The organism is Flavobacterium cryophilum, from assembly GCF_048286555.1.
Taxonomy (GTDB): Bacteria; Bacteroidota; Bacteroidia; order Flavobacteriales; family Flavobacteriaceae; genus Flavobacterium.
The window spans coordinates 408774-424452 of the sequence record NZ_JBLVPZ010000001.1; the positions used below are offsets into that span (position 1 = coordinate 408774).

A 15679-nucleotide genomic window follows, 5' to 3' on the forward strand; every position below is an offset into this window, starting at 1 on the left:
TTTAGCCCAGATGGAAACGGCATCCTTTTTATTTTGTCTCGTTCTCAAAACGAGACAAGATAAAAAGATATAGTGTACAGCTGGAAATAGCTCCTAATTCCAAATTTAGTCGAGAGAAATAATGAAATTACAATTCAAATTCTTCGGTATCTTGTTCTACAATTGTCGTGTCTATTACCTTTTTAGGAACGTAACAGTCTACTTTTATAGATAGATTTGCTGGTCTTTCAAAGGCTGCCTTGGAAACTTTAAGAGCAGGATCAGCATAGCACAGTTTCATGAAATAACCCCAAACTGGTAATGCGGCTGTGGCTCCCTGACCGTAAGTAATGCTTTTGAAACGAGCAGAACGGTCCTCGCAACCTACCCAAACTCCCGTTACAAGATTAGGAACCATTCCCATAAACCAACCATCAGACTGGTTTTGAGTAGTACCTGTTTTTCCCGCAATTGGATTCCTAAACGAATAAGGATAACCCGTCCAGCGGTTGTCTCCGTTACCGCCACCAGTGGTGCGTAAACGATCTCCAGAACCACCTTCAGTTACTCCTTCCAATAATTTTATAACTGCATAAGCAATGTCTTTGTTTAAAACATCATGCGATTCGGGTATTGGCTCGTAAATGATAACGCCACTTTTATCTTCTATTTTAGCTATAAATTGAGGTTTCATATAAACCCCTTGATTGGCAAAGGTGCTATAGGCGGCAACCATATCTTCAACGGTTATTTCTACAGCTCCTAATGCAATGGATGGTTGGTTTACAATTTCGGATTTAACGCCTAATTTATGGGTTAAATCGATTACGGCTTCCGGACCTACTTTATCAATTAATTTTGCTGATATAGTATTTATGGAATTTGCCAATCCTCGTTTTAAGGTAACCATTCCGCGGTATCTGTTGTCAGAGTTTCTAGGTTCCCAGTCCTCGGTAACATTGTGACGCCCTTTTCTGATTATAACGGGCCCATCAAGAATCGAGTCGCAGGGAGACATATTCAATTGCTCGATAGCCGTGGCGTACACAAAAGGTTTGAAAGTCGAACCAACTTGTCTGGCACCTTGTCCTACGTGATCGTATTGAAAATATTTGTAGTCGATACCGCCAACCCAAGCTTTGATATTACCCGTTTGTGGTTCCATTGCCATCAATCCAGATTGCAAAAAGTGTTTGTAATACCGAATAGAATCCAACGGCGTCATGATCGTGTCTTTTTCTCCTTTCCAAGAAAATACAGTCATTTCTGTTTTTTCGCTAAACGATTTTATAATTTCTTCCTCGCTTTTATCCATTGATTTCATCACCGCCCATCTGTTCGAGGATTTCATAGCTTGATTTAGAATACGCTGTGTTTCAACCGAAGAAATATTGACAAAAGGCGCGTTTTTATTGCCCTTAGATTGAGCGAAAAACTCTTCTTGTAGATTTGCCATATGGGCTGTCACCGCTTCTTCAGCATGCAATTGCATTCTGGAATCAATGGTGGTGTAAATTTTTAGACCGTCTTTATAAATGTCATAATCAGAACCATCTGACTTTTTATTTTCCTCGGCCCATTTTTTCATGTAGTCACGCAAATATTCTCTAAAATATGTAGCCGTACCATCTTTATGTGTTTCTAATTTAAAATCTAATTTGATCGGTAAGCTTTGAAGTCTTTCTTTCTCGTCTTTCGAAATGATTTTTCCTTTTTCCATTTGTAAAAGCACCACGTTTCTGCGGTTTTTTACCCCTTGAGGGTTTCTGATAGGATTGTATAAACCGGAGTTTTTAAACATCCCCACTAATATTGCCGATTCACTGATGGTTAAATCCTTTGGTTCTTTAGAAAAATAGGTTTTTGCCGCAGAACTTACTCCAACAGAATTATTGCCAAAATCATATACGTTACAATACATGGCAATGATTTCATTTTTAGTGTATTGTCTTTCTAATCGAATAGCGATAATCCATTCTTTTATTTTTTGTACAATTCTAAAAGGCAGAAATTTGGACCCTTCGCCGTGGAACAATTGTTTGGCTAATTGCTGTGTTAACGTACTCGCTCCGCCGCTTGTTCCTAAATTAGAGATAGCTCTCAGAGTTCCTCTTCCGTCAATACCGGAATGTTCATAAAAACGGGCGTCTTCAGTTGCGATTAGTGCTTGTACCAAGTTTTTTGGTAAGTCTGAATACCGTAATTGAGACCTATTTTTTTCGAAATACTTCCCTAAAACCACACCGTCAGCCGATATGATTTCGGTAGCTAAGTTTGAATCGGGATTTTCTAAATCTTCAAAAGAAGGCATCGAACCGAAGATTCCCCATGAAGCAAATAAGAAAAATAAACCTACAGCAGCCACGCCTATAAAGAATATTTTCCAAAATTGCTTTTGATAGTGCGCAATGTCTTTTACATTTCCTCTTGCTGGATTGTTATTTTTTTTGATAGCCATAATACTATTTTATTCTTTTTTTTCTATTCTAAAACCTACTTCTGTTATTCCGTCTAAGGCCGTTACGCCGGGAATTTTACCGTTTTCTCTAACAGCCTGTTTGATATACACTTTGTACTTTGATCGGAACCTGACATTTTCCTTGTAAAAGAGTTTGCTTTCTTTTATATCCGAAAAACCATTGCCTAATAGTGTTCCGTCCGAATCTGCCATCTGATATTCAAGTGTGTCCACTTTTGTGAAACCGTTAGGTAATTCCAAGGCCACAATTAAAAACAGATTATTATACTGATAATTGCTGTTATCTCTAACATTTATAAATAAATTATATCGTTTTGTGGAGTCTAATTCGGGTAAAGTGAAGGTAACAATGCTGTCTTTGTGCCACGCACTACCAACAGATTTATATTCATCAAAAACCCTTTTTTTATCACAAGAAGAAAAGAGAATTACCACCAAAAGAAGTAAAGCGCTATTTTTTATCCACATTTTTAGTAATAATTATTGGTTTTCTTGGTTCAACAGGCTTTTTGTCATTTGAATTCTGACGGTTAGTAATGTTGTTGGTTGCAGGCGCTTTGATGGTATTTGCCGCCGTTCCATTTTCACTGGCCGGTTTGCGTTTTTTATGCTGTTTTTTCTTTGGTTTCGGCTGGTCAAAACGAGTCAGACTTTCCTGACCCATTGCATTATTGAAATTTTTCTCTGGCTCAACAATTAGCTCGATAGCATAATCTTCTAACGAGGAAACTTTGTTTTTTAATTTGTTTTCGGCAACAATTTCCTTGACGTGTTCGATTTTTAGAACATGCCAATTGGCAAAATTATTGGTGTAAGCGAACCACATTAATCCCTTAAAAATATCTTGTTTTTGGCAAATCGCGTCTCCTTTTTCAGTCACCAATTTTGTCTCGAAATCGGGAAAATCTTTCAACGCATCCATGTATGTATCCAATTCATAGTTCAGGCAGCATTTTAGTTTACCGCATTGACCCGCTAGTTTTTGTGGATTTAATGACAGTTGTTGGTATCGTGCCGCGGAGGTGTTGACACTTCTAAAATCGGTTAGCCAAGTTGAACAACACAATTCTCTTCCGCAAGAACCTATTCCGCCTAATCGAGCGGCTTCCTGACGGAATCCCACTTGTTTCATTTCAATACGAGTACTGAATTCTTTCGCAAAATCTTTAATTAGTGCACGAAAGTCAATACGGTCATTTGCTGTGTAATAAAACGTGGCTTTTGATCCATCCCCTTGAAATTCAATATCAGAAATTTTCATTTCCAGTTTTTGAGCAATCGCCAGTTCGCGGGCACGAACCTTCATAGGCTCTTCTTTGTCCCTTGCTATAGACCAAATGTCAATATCTTTTTGGGATGCTTTTCTGTAAATTTTTGGAATTTCATTGCCCAGGTAATTAGCACCTTTTTTCTTCATTTGAATTTTAACTAATTCTCCTGTCAAAGTAACAATTCCTATATCATGACCCGGGGAAGCAACAGTAGCAACGATGTCGCCCATGCTTAACGTTAATTTCTCGGTATTGCGGTAAAATTCTTTTCTTCCATTTTTAAAACGTACTTCAACACAGTCAAAAGGGGCGTCGCCATTAGGCAAACTCATATTAGATAACCAATCGAAAACCGTTAATTTATTGCAGCTATCGGTGCCGCAAGTCCCATTATTTTTACAACCCTTAGGTGAACCACCATCAGTAGTTGAACAACTTGTACATGCCATAATTTTATATGTAGTGTTGCGACGAGCACAACTTAAGTTCTTAAAACGTTTAAAGCGTAAAGATAGTATTTTTTAATTTTACGTCACAATGCCTATTTGCGCCAATAAATCATAAATTTTTAATAAAAAAACCCATTACAATTGAGCTGTAATGGGTTAAATCCAAATCAATTTTTAATAAAAAATTTAGGTTTCTTTCACCGAAATTATTTTGACCGGACAGGCTTTTGCCGCCAATTCACAGCGTTCAACAATCGTGTGGTCGTGTGATTTTAAAGTAAAAAAACCTTTGGTATTTTGCGAATGAATCAAAACTGATTTTCCGTCTTTCTTGGACATTTGAAACTGAACCGGCGCCATTTCAACGCAATAATTACAGCCAATGCATTTGTCCCTTTGTAACGTAACAATAACCATTAGGCTTCTACAATTTTATATAATTTGTCTGACATTCGGATTCTGAAAGGTAGTTTTAAAGTGCAATCATCGCCCTTGGTGGCTTTGTCAGCCGTAACATCATTGACAAACATTTCGTTGATAATCATTTCCTGCGCTCCGGTGCTTGGTCCTGTCACCAGAATTTTATCTCCAATTTTGATGTCGTAAGCTTCAATTTTGAATTGACCAATGTTGGCTTTCGGGAAATAATGGGTTCCTTTGCCCACATAGACTTTTTTCTGTGTAGCCATCGATCCGGAAACATCACTCCATTCGCCCAATTCTTGTCCGAGATAATAACCGGACCAAAAACCACGATTGTAAACGGTGTTTAAAGCTTTCATCCAATCTGCTACTTTTTCTTTAGAAAACGAATCTTCATAATAACTTTCAATGGCTTCCCGATAGGTTTTAATAACGGTGGCAACATATTCAGGAGCACGGCCACGGCCTTCAATTTTTAACACCTTAATACCGGAATCAATGACTTGGTTCAAAAAATCTATGGTGCATAAATCTTTTGGAGACATTAAATATTCGTTATCGACTTCGATTTCAAAACCGGTTTCCTGATCAATAACAGTGTATTTCTTGCGGCAATTTTGTTTACACGCACCACGATTTGCGGAGGAATTGTTGGAGTGTAAACTCAAATAACATTTTCCTGAAACGGCCATACACAAAGCGCCATGACCAAAGATTTCGATCTCCACTAAGTTTCCGTTAGGGCCTTTAATCTGTTCTTTTTCGATTTGAGCGGTGATGCTTTTTACTTGACGTAAACTCAATTCTCGACTCAAAACCATCGTGTCTGCAAATAGGCTGTAGAACTTTATGGTTTCAATGTTGGTCACATTTAATTGAGTTGAAATATGGACCTCCATTCCGATGCCTCTCGCCATAGCGATAACCGCCTGGTCAGAAGCGATAACCGCAGTGATATTAGCTTCTTTGGCTTTGTTTAATAATGTTTTTACGACGGATAAATCGTGATCGTAAATGATGGTGTTCAAGGTCAAATAACTTCGAACATTTTTAGCTTCGCAGCGTTTTGCTATTTCCGGTAAATCGTCCATGGTGAAATTTACCGTTGCGCGTGCTCGCATATTCAGTTGTTCTACGCCAAAGTAAACGGAATCCGCTCCGTTGTCTATTCCAGCTTGAAGCGACTCAAAGTTCCCAGCGGGAGCCATAAGTTCTATTTTGTTATTCGATGTCATTTTATTTTTTTTCTTATGATTGTCTCCAACCGTTGAAATGGTTGTCTATGGTTTAATGCTTGACTCATTTTGTGCATAGCCCATGGTTTCAATCGTGGGTAACGTAATGGACGTAATGAATCACCACATTGTTTTTTTTATAATTGGTTCCACACAATTATCTCCAACCGTTGAAACGGTTGGCTATGGTTCCATGTTTGTTCTCATTTTGCATATAGCCCACGGTTTCAATCGTGGGTAACGTAATGGACGTAATGAATCCCCACATTGTTTTTTATGTAATTGGTTCCACACAATTATCTCCAACCGTTGAAACGGTTGGCTATGGTTTCATGTTTGTTCACATTTTGTGCATAGATTACGTTTCAATCGTGGGAAGAGTTTAATCCATGTAATTTTATAAATTCGTCATATTCATCTTGAGAATTTTTTTTTAAATGATGTTGCTTTTGATTCTTTATATAATTATAAACGGCTTCTAATTGAGATTCACTAACGGAGTAAGCGGCATAGCCTGTTTGCCAAGCAAATTTTTCAAGCATTAAATTCTCTCCATTTATAGAATGTGAAGAGCTGCCTTTAATTTGTTTTATTACGTCTGCAATTGATTTTTGTGGATTTAATAAAAATAAGGCGTGAACGTGATCAGGCATTCCATTAATGATTCTGACGGGACATCCAAAGTCAATTAATTCCTGTCGGATGTATTCATATACTTGTTTCTCTATTGAAAAATCTATTAATTCGTGACGATTTTTGGTTGCCCAAATAGCATGAATCCATATTTTATTAAAAGAATGCGGCATATAATTAGTTTTAAATTTCCACTAATCTACAATTTTATATAATTTGTCAGATAACCGAATTCGGAATGGCAATTTAAAGGTACAAATGTCTCCTGAAATAGCGATTTTAGCATTGAGATCGTTAACAAACATTTCTTCAATTATCATTTGTTGTTCTCCAGTTGTAGTCCCATTAATCAAGACTGTATCACCAATTTTGATTTCTCCTTCTTCAATCAGAAATTGAGCAACGCTTGGTTTTGGAAAAAAGTGAGTTCCTTTTCCAATGTATTGTTTTTTGATCTTTATTTCTTTTTTGAGAATGGTAGCCACTCTGCGAGCAATTTTTGACTCAGCCAATTCACTAAGATTCAGAACTGCTGCTAATGGATCTTGATTATTTTTGAAAGTCAAAACGTCTGATTTTCCTTTTTTGAAAATCTTATTTCCGTTTTTAATGCCTCTGCGAATGGCTTTTTGTTCTTCTTCCGACAAGTGAATTACATCCACACATTCAGCAGAACAGCAACCTTCCATTTTTTCTTTGCAAGAGTCACATTGGATAAAAAGTAAATGGCAGCCTTCGTTCACGCAATTGGTATGCACATCACAAGGTGCGCCACATTGATGACATTGCGAAACAATATCGTCTGTGATTCTTTCGCCCAAGCGGTGATCAAATACAAAGTTTTTCCCAATGAATTTACTTTCTAAACCTTCGGCTTTTACCTGACGGGTGTATTCGATAATTCCGCCTTCGAGTTGGTATACGTTTTCAAAACCTTTGTGTTTGAAATAAGCACTGGCTTTTTCGCAGCGAATTCCTCCGGTGCAATACATCAGTAATTTTTTGTCTTGTTTGTGTTCCGCAAGTTGCTCTTCGATAATGGGTAATGATTCCCGAAAAGTATCCACATCTGGTTTTATAGCTTTGGTAAAATGTCCAATTTCACTTTCATAATGATTTCGCATATCGACCACGATCGTGTTTGGATCTTCTAGAAGTTCATTGAATTCCTTAGCTTTTAAATGAATTCCGATATTTGTCACATCAAAAGTTTCATCGACTAAACCGTCAGCCACAATCTTATCACGGACTTTTACGGTGAGTTTCAAAAACGAGTGATCGTCTTGTTCTACGGCAATATTTAATCGGATTCCTTTCATGAAATCATAGACCTCGATCGAATCTTTGAACGCATAGAAATGATCAGCAGGCAATGATAATTGGGCGTTGATTCCCTCACTGGCTACATAAATTCGACCCAGAACTTCAAGAGCGTTCCACACCAGAAATAATTCGTTACGAAATTGTGTTGGATTTGAGATTTGCGCATAAGCATAGAAAGACAACGTAAGACGTTGTTTTCCGGCATCATCAATCATGATGGCTCTTTCCTCTGCGCTTAATGTGTTATACAGTTGCATGCTATAAACAGTTTTAAGTTGAGAAATATATTTTTTGCAAAAGTAGGCAAAAGGTTCAGAGGGGCAAAGTTTTTAAGGAACTAAGGTCCACAATCAATAACAAGGCATGCTTAATTCACCTGAATGCCTTAATGGTTTAATTTTTTAGCTTCACTGAATCTTCGATGTCCAGCTTTTCGCTATATCTCTTGTTTCCGCTATCGCTACAACAAGAGGATGCCGCTGCAAACGAAGTTCACTGAACTCCTATAAAAATATAATCCAGTGAAGTAATCTGGGCTAGATATTTGCGGTAAATTGAATGTTTAGTTTTCCGAAATTGTAATTACCGCTTCGAGCCACACGAAAGGATTCGTGCAGGAGCGCGGATTTTCAGCCTAGTTTGCTAGACGTTAAGCGATGTCTTTACGTTATTAGTATTATAAATTATCTCATCTCGCTTATGAGTTTATTCCATCTTTCTTTATGTTCATATTTTAAAGAATTATCGTCTTCTAAAAGATTTACGTAATTTTCAATGAATTCGAATGAATTCGTAAGAAGTCGAAGATAATATTTAAGAGTTGGCATAATTCCATTTACAATAACTTGACACCCATGAACATTTTTTATGCTTTGAACTTCAACTTCAATTTTTTCCCATTCGTCTTTATTAACTGTAGCAGTTGATAATATGTAATATCTGTCTACAGGTGTAGTTTGAAATTTAGAATAAGCATCTTGAACAAGTTGTAAAGTAATGGGAATTCCGTATTTAACTTCTACAGCTTCGAACTCTCTGTTTTTTTCATTTAAAATATCAATGTCACCAATTCGGCCACTGCTTTTATCCGATGACGTATGATTTTCTAATGGTAATAATTGTTTGTTTTCAAATCTTTTAGTTTCATTTATTAAACATTCATAAGCGGCATAAATTGCTAAAACTGGTAAACGTGATGCTCCATCTGCCTTATAAGAACTACTAAAATGTTTATCGAGTAAATTTAAGATTGAACTAATTGACAAAGTTGTTGGTTTTGCCAAATCTATAGTTTGTTTATTACGCTGTATAATTAACCCTTGAATTAGGTAATTTAAGTATTCTTTACAATTAGCTCTGTTTTCAATATTGTCTAAAACATCTAAAAACACGACCTTTAATTCTTTTGGGCTAATTGCCCCTGTAAAATTTTTATTGAAAGGCATTTTTTGTTCAAAAGAACGAGTAAGCCAACCACTTCCAGATTGCATTGCAGGAAATTTTTGAACTTTTAAAAAAGGGGTGATGTTTTTTTGATCATAAGTTCTTCCAGCATATCCATCATCAATACTTGCTTGGTGTTTCCTAATGTCTTGATCTGGATTAAAATGTTTGTATGTTAAACTAGTCATAACAACAGCCAAACAAGCTTTAGCTTGCTCGGAATACTTTAAAATTATATCAAGTAAATCTTTTTCATTCTGTTTAAGTATAGAAGTAATTGTTTCTTTAGAGCCAATCGTAGACATTGCCTCATTGTAAAGTTTATTTAAAAATTCGTTAGGTGTTTGTATAGCCATTATAAAAGTTGTGTTTTGATTTGCTTCATTATTTCTTTGACCATTGGAACGCAAACACTATTTCCGACTTGTCTATATAATTCACTTAAATTATTTATTTTAATAAATTTTTCTGGGAATCCCATTATTTTATAACACTCATTTATTGTTAACTTTCGAACTTGTCCATTATCATAAATCCAAAATCGTCCTGAACTCTCTTGTGAAGGTAAAGCAGGATGTAAACCATCGGAAGAATAAATTCTATTAGGTTGTTTGTGAACTCGTGAAAGATTTTCGGTTCCAGGTCTAACTCCTGCTTTTCTAATAGTTTTATTTCTATAACCGATAAATATTAAACCACTTGCTTGAGTTTTATATTCTGGAATTAATGTATATGCTTCATTTAAATACTCAAATTGCACATCTTTATCAAGAAAACCCTTTAAAATTGGTTTCGGTTTTGTTTTAATTTTTGAAAAGTCAAAAGTTTTCTTTTTATGTCCAATAATTATAATTCTTTCACGATTTTGAGGAACACCAAAATCGGAAGCATTTAGTATTTCAAATGAAGTTTTATATCCAAGTTCTTCTAAATGTTTTAATATTGTTTTTAAAGTGCGTCCTTTATCATGATGAACTAAATGTTTTACATTTTCAAGCAAAACAACTTTTGGTTCTCTTAATTCTATAATTTTTAAAACATTATAGATTAATGTTCCTCTGGTATCTTCAAACCCTTTCATTTTACCTGATATACTGAATGGTTGGCACGGAAATCCGGCCATTAAAACATCATGTTTGGGAACAATATTTAAATCAAGTTTGGTTATATCTCCAAAAGGAACTTCTCCGAAATTAATTTCATAAGCTCTTTGTGCATGATAATTAAATTCAGAAGTGAATACACATTTTCCATTTATTTCCTGTGTTGGTATTCTAAATCCACCAATACCTGCAAATAAATCGATGAATGTAAAATCATAATTTATTGGCGGTGGGAATGGAACATCAAATTGCATTGGTAGTAGTTGTTGCATTTGGGGTTCTTCAACAAAATTCAAATCATCGGATATTTTTTTTAAATATTTGGTTGCAGGTTCAAAATAATGTTGAGAAACACCATTTATATGATTTTGAAAATAATGCGTAAGGTGGGCCATACCGATATTATTTTCGCGTTCAACTTCGATTTTCAATTTGTTTTTTATTGTTGAATAACTAACCATAAATTAATTTAATTTAATTTCTTGCTGCGCAATTTACAAAATCGAAAAATTATTTGAAGCCAAAATATATTTTATTATTAAAAGGTTATAATACAAAAATTGAAAATATTACTACTTGACTTTGTGTTGAAATAAGGTTTCACCTAACTATTTAATACCATCAAATATACACCTCTTTTTCTAGCACCAAATATCTTTTAGCCTAGATAGCAGTGGAAATCCTTTTTTATCCGCTTTTTAGCGGAAAAAAAGATTGTAACGAATAGCTGGAAAAAGCTCCAAATAAAAAACATGTAAAGTTCACAAAGTTTATAAATAAAAAACCCTCTCAGAGTTCTAAACTCGGAAAGGGTTAATGCATTCTAAATAGAATTTTTAGCAATACTCGTTGAAAGCGTCTTTTAAGTTTTCAGCAATCAATTCCGCTGGGCGACCTTCAATGTGGTGACGCTCTAACATGTGGACTAATTCTCCGTTTTTGAACAAAGCCATACTTGGCGATGATGGAGGAAAAGGGAACATGTGTTGTCTGGCAGCATCAACTGCATCTTTGTCAACTCCTGCAAAAACAGTGATTAAATGGTCTGGTTTTTTAGCGCCATCTAAACTCATTTTTGCTCCTGGACGTGCGTTTCTGGCAGCACAACCACAAACCGAATTTACAACTACAAGTGTTGTTCCTTCTAATTTTATTGCGTTATCTACTGCTTCAGCACTATGTAAATCTTGAAAACCTGCAGCGGTTAATTCCTCTTGCATCGGTTTTACCATTTCTTCTGGATACATATCTTTTTTATTTTAAATAAATAATAACTTCAAGTTGCAAAGTTACAAAGTTTACAATCAAGAATAGGAGTTGAATTATAAAGTTTTGTTATAGTTTGATTGCTATTTCAATGATTTGAAAGCCACATGAAAAATAGCTTTAATGAATAGCATTTTTGGGCATTTTAAAATTACTTCAATGTCTTCCTTAAGTGAAGTTTCCTCGTCCAAGAATTTAAAAATTAATGTTGGATTTCCTTTTTTGAACATCGAAGAAAAGATAGAAGAACCCAATTCGTTTTTTCGATCCAAAATGTCTAACAAAAGCAAATCGTAAAACCAGAATCTGGTTCTTTTATGAAATTTAGTGAAGTCGGTTTCCCTTTCCAGAAAGGCCACCAATTCACTTGATTTTTTATCAGAATTTTTGAATGTATAGCCGGTGCTTGCTTTCGTCCATCCGCCAGAAGTGCCAATATTGATTGTGTTTTTCGTATTTGCTTTCCAAAAAGGGTAACAGGTCATGGGAATGCTGCCTTGCTCTTTTTCGACAATTTCATACGTTGTAATGCCAAGTTTTTCGATGTATTGCTGTATTTCGTTTTCGTATTCCGCCGTCTTTAAATGCTGGTGTGAAAACAAGGTGTATTCTAGTAAAGCTTCAGTTGTTGATGTTGGCAACACGTACATAAAACGGGTATTTCCTTTTTGCTCCACCGAAAAATCCATGAAAGTAGCTTGCTCCGGATTGAAAACAGGCTGCTCACTTTTGATAAACCAACCAATAAAATGCTGCTGCAGTAAAGGATATTTGGTCTGACTTGCTGCTTTTTGTTTGTTGTAAATGCTGTTGAATAATTTCGAGCACGAAAAGGATTCACTTTCGGTCTGTACCAAAATTATAGTTTCAGATTCTTCGATTTCCAATACTTTTTCATGGATGAAAGTGATGTTTTCTTGTTTCGAAAGTAAATCAAATACCTGCGTGTAAAAATCCAGCCCTTTAACCATATTGTAGCGGTACGGTTTCAAGTCTAAATTCCGACGAAAATCTGCATTGGCAAACAAAGCCGAATCCCATTTTTTGGAAATAGATTTTTCCCAAACCGAATCGTTGGTTTTCCAAAAACACCACGTTCTGTCGTTGTTTTTTTTAGTATTTTCATCCAATAATAAAATACTTGTATCCTTAAATTTTCCGGATTGCACCATTTTATACAAGGTCATCAAAGCCGATAATCCTGCACCGGTAAAAATATAATCGTAGTGTTTCATTTGGTAATTTGACATTTCCCCAAAAATAAACAATTTTATTCTTTTAGTTTCTCTAAAATCAGCTTTAATTCTTTTGGCTTTAAGTAGCCGCTGTGCTGAAAAATAACCTCATTTTCACTATTCAAAACACATAAAACAGGAAAATTCAGTTGCTTATTTAGTGTTCCCAATGCGATGGCCAGCTCATGGATTCCAAAATTATTTCCAGTTGGCTTGAATTGAAAAGTAGTTTTATTGAAAACTACGGTTCGTTTTTCCTCGGCATTAAAATTAACAAAATAGAAAGCAGAGTTGAGCTCCTTAACGATTGCCTCATTTTTGAAAGTGGTGTTTTTCATGGCATGACAAAACTGGCACCAATCGGTTTGAATAAAAACAATCGTATTTCTCTTTTCGATCGTTTGCAAACTGTCGATTTGTTCGAATGAAACCGAATGCAACTGAGCAAATCCTGCGGGAATCGCACAGGATAAAAGCAATAGTATGGCAAGTTTATTTTTCATTATCGCAATGTATATCGAAGTCCAAAAAAACTTCTAATTCCTTGATTGGGTCCATACACATACGTCGTGTCAAATGTCAAACCATACGGGTTTTCAGGCGTTGCTAGCACTTGTCCGTTCGAGTCGTATGTTACGTTTTTATCAAATGGATCATTTGTTCTCGCAATCAAAAACGGGTTATTTTGTTTGGGCAAAAAGTTCAGTAAGTTTTTAATTCCAACATAGAATTCAACGTTTTTTAAACCAGAATAGGTAAATTGAATGTTTTGCAAACTGTACCAAGGTGATTCTGGAGCACGAGGATCTAAAGTGCCTAAAAGCGGCAGCTGCATAGGGCTGTACACATTTCCAGTGTAATCCACATTCAAATCGATAGCTTGAATTTTATAGGAAACGCTCCAAGTTGCTGTGAATTTTTCGGTTAGAAAAGGTGTTTCTTTTCGGCCATTTTCAACGTTTTTGTTGTCTAGCAAAGAAGCGCCGGTGATGATTTTTAATCCATTTGGGAAATTGAAATCGATATTCATACTGATTCCTTGACTTATCGCGTAACCATTGATGTTGTCGTAAATAATTTTGTTGGGATCAGTAGCATAATCCGAAACAATTTTATTGCTGAACCGCGTATGGAAAAAGGAAGTTTCAATGCCAATAAAGGTTCCGTTGTCGAAATTTATTTTCTTGATATAATTCAAATTGGCATTTATCGATTGTTCTGGTTTCAAATTATTTGCGATTACAATTTCACGAGCACCGGTCAAAGCAGCGTGATCTTCGGTAAATAAATTCACCACTCTAAAACCCGTTCCGGCATTCAAGCGAATAATATTATTATCGTTCAGTTTCCATTTATAGGCGATTCTTGGCGTTAAGATACTTCCGTGAAACGAGTTGTAATCGTAACGCAGTCCCAGCAACAACTTGTGTTTTTCAGTGAATGTAATTTCGTCTTGAACAAAAATTCCCGGCAACCATGTTTTTTCAGGGTTGTTGTTTCCCAGTTTTGAAGTTGCCGCCGTATTGTCATCGTAATAATTGTATCGGGTAGCAATTCCGGTAAGCAGATCATTTCTTCCTATTTTTTTGTCCCAAGTTAGCTGTAAAAAACCAATTTTTTGGTTGGCAATATAACTTGTTGTTCCGTAGCGACTGTCTTGAAAATGTACATTCCCTGAAAAGGAAAGCATCAGTTTTTCCGGAAATGGCAATTGGTAACTTCCAATCAACTCGGCTCGTTTGGTATAAATGCTTTCGCCATAGATGTCGTCTCCGCCACGGTGTTTTTTCTCCCAACGCACATCACCGCCAAAACGGTCTTCATAAACGCCACGTGCCGCAATGGTAAACAATCGGTTTTCCGTTCTGTTAAAAGTCCATTTTTGAAAAAGGGAAATTCGGTCAGAAAGCGTCACATCGGTAAAATTGTCGTTATCGTTGTCTATTTTTTGATTGTATCTGAAATAATTTAAACCTAAAAGAGCTGTCGCTTTCTTGCCTACATTGATTTTTAGTCCTAAATCAACATTGGTTTCCAACCAAGAAGTAGAAAACACATCTGCAGAGAATAGGGGAGCGTTTTTTGGGTTTTTGGTAATGATATTGATCAAACCACCCACGGCTTCACTACCGTATAAAGAAGAAGCGGGACCTTTCACGATTTCTATTCGTTCCACCAATGAATTTGGAATTCCGGATAATCCATACACCGTAGACAAACTGCTTACTATGGGCATTCCGTCAATTAAAACTAGGGTGTACGGACCTTCCAGCCCATTGATGTGAATGTCTCCCGTATTGCAAACCCCACAATTAAGCTGCGGTCGTACCCCATTTACATTTTGTAAGGCTTCATAAATACTGGCTGTTGGATTTTTCTTGAAAAATATTGGGGAATAAACTTCGACAGGAACGGCGCTTTCTAATCTTTTTACCGCTTTTAATGTTCCAGAAACTACCACTTCATTGAGTTGGTTTTCAGTATTTAAAAGTTCAAAATCCAAAATGTTGTTTTCATTTTTTTTGATTGTTATGCTCTTTTTTAGAGTTTGAAAACCTGCAGCGATAATTTGAATTTTATAACTTCCTTCATCAATATTCACGATGCTGTACTTGCCTAAACTATCCGTTTGGGTGGCGTATTTTGTTCCAATTAAAAACACACGGGCCTCCGAAATCCCTTTTTTTTCTGATGAAACAAATCCTGAAAGATTTATTTTTTCTTGGGCATAGCCAAAGTGAAACATCAAAAAAACCCCTAACGCGTATATTTTTTTCACGACACTTAAATTAAGTTTAGGCAAAGCTAAAAATTATATTTTACAAAACAAATTTTTTAAT

13 protein-coding genes are annotated in these 15679 nt (G+C 35.8%); all 13 read right to left on the reverse strand.

What is annotated here, in order from left to right; all coding sequences use genetic code 11:
• Window positions 1–127: 127 nt before the first annotated feature.
• Complete coding sequence (locus ACNQGJ_RS01920; RefSeq protein WP_417970616.1) at window positions 128–2437, reverse strand: penicillin-binding protein 1A; 2310 nt, start codon at window positions 2435–2437, stop codon at window positions 128–130.
• Window positions 2438–2446: 9 nt separating this feature from the next.
• Complete coding sequence (locus tag ACNQGJ_RS01925) at window positions 2447–2926, reverse strand: gliding motility lipoprotein GldH (RefSeq protein ID WP_417970614.1); 480 nt, start codon at window positions 2924–2926, stop codon at window positions 2447–2449.
• Entirely contained in the window at window positions 2910–4178 is a 1269-nt protein-coding gene (locus ACNQGJ_RS01930) for a PSP1 domain-containing protein (RefSeq protein ID WP_417970612.1), read from the reverse strand. Before ACNQGJ_RS01930 ends, ACNQGJ_RS01925 begins: the two co-directional genes overlap by 17 nt.
• 186 nt (window positions 4179–4364) lie before the next feature.
• Window positions 4365–4595: a ferredoxin gene (locus ACNQGJ_RS01935; protein WP_417970610.1), complete on the reverse strand. Its 231-nt coding sequence runs from the start codon at window positions 4593–4595 to the stop codon at window positions 4365–4367.
• Window positions 4595–5836: a peptidase U32 family protein gene (locus ACNQGJ_RS01940; RefSeq protein WP_417970608.1), complete on the reverse strand. Its 1242-nt coding sequence runs from the start codon at window positions 5834–5836 to the stop codon at window positions 4595–4597. The genes ACNQGJ_RS01935 and ACNQGJ_RS01940 overlap by 1 nt, the downstream gene beginning before the upstream one ends.
• A gap of 365 nt (window positions 5837–6201) precedes the next feature.
• On the reverse strand, window positions 6202–6642 hold the full coding sequence (tnpA, locus tag ACNQGJ_RS01945) for an IS200/IS605 family transposase (RefSeq protein ID WP_417970606.1): 441 nt from the start codon (window positions 6640–6642) through the stop codon (window positions 6202–6204).
• Between the two features lie 21 nt (window positions 6643–6663).
• The gene (gene trhO, locus ACNQGJ_RS01950; protein WP_417970604.1) at window positions 6664–8049 is read right to left on the reverse strand and encodes an oxygen-dependent tRNA uridine(34) hydroxylase TrhO; all 1386 of its coding nucleotides are present in this window, start codon (window positions 8047–8049) and stop codon (window positions 6664–6666) included.
• A gap of 426 nt (window positions 8050–8475) precedes the next feature.
• Window positions 8476–9591 carry a hypothetical protein gene (locus ACNQGJ_RS01955; RefSeq protein ID WP_417970602.1) on the reverse strand — a complete coding sequence of 372 codons (1116 nt, stop codon included), beginning with the start codon at window positions 9589–9591 and terminating at the stop codon, window positions 8476–8478.
• Window positions 9591–10769 carry a DNA cytosine methyltransferase gene (locus ACNQGJ_RS01960; RefSeq protein WP_417980303.1) on the reverse strand — a complete coding sequence of 393 codons (1179 nt, stop codon included), beginning with the start codon at window positions 10767–10769 and terminating at the stop codon, window positions 9591–9593. Before ACNQGJ_RS01960 ends, ACNQGJ_RS01955 begins: the two co-directional genes overlap by 1 nt.
• Before the next feature lie 405 nt (window positions 10770–11174).
• Window positions 11175–11585 carry a BrxA/BrxB family bacilliredoxin gene (locus ACNQGJ_RS01965; RefSeq protein WP_417970596.1) on the reverse strand — a complete coding sequence of 137 codons (411 nt, stop codon included), beginning with the start codon at window positions 11583–11585 and terminating at the stop codon, window positions 11175–11177.
• 102 nt (window positions 11586–11687) lie between these two features.
• Window positions 11688–12854, reverse strand: coding sequence for a lycopene cyclase family protein (locus tag ACNQGJ_RS01970; RefSeq protein ID WP_417970594.1), 1167 nt, complete (start codon window positions 12852–12854; stop codon window positions 11688–11690).
• A gap of 20 nt (window positions 12855–12874) precedes the next feature.
• Window positions 12875–13342 (reverse strand): thioredoxin family protein, encoded by a 468-nt coding sequence (locus tag ACNQGJ_RS01975; protein WP_417970592.1) that lies wholly within the window; start codon window positions 13340–13342, stop codon window positions 12875–12877.
• Window positions 13342–15585, reverse strand: coding sequence for a TonB-dependent receptor (locus ACNQGJ_RS01980; RefSeq protein ID WP_417971365.1), 2244 nt, complete (start codon window positions 15583–15585; stop codon window positions 13342–13344). The genes ACNQGJ_RS01975 and ACNQGJ_RS01980 overlap by 1 nt, the downstream gene beginning before the upstream one ends.
• Between the last annotated feature and the right edge of the window lie 94 nt (window positions 15586–15679).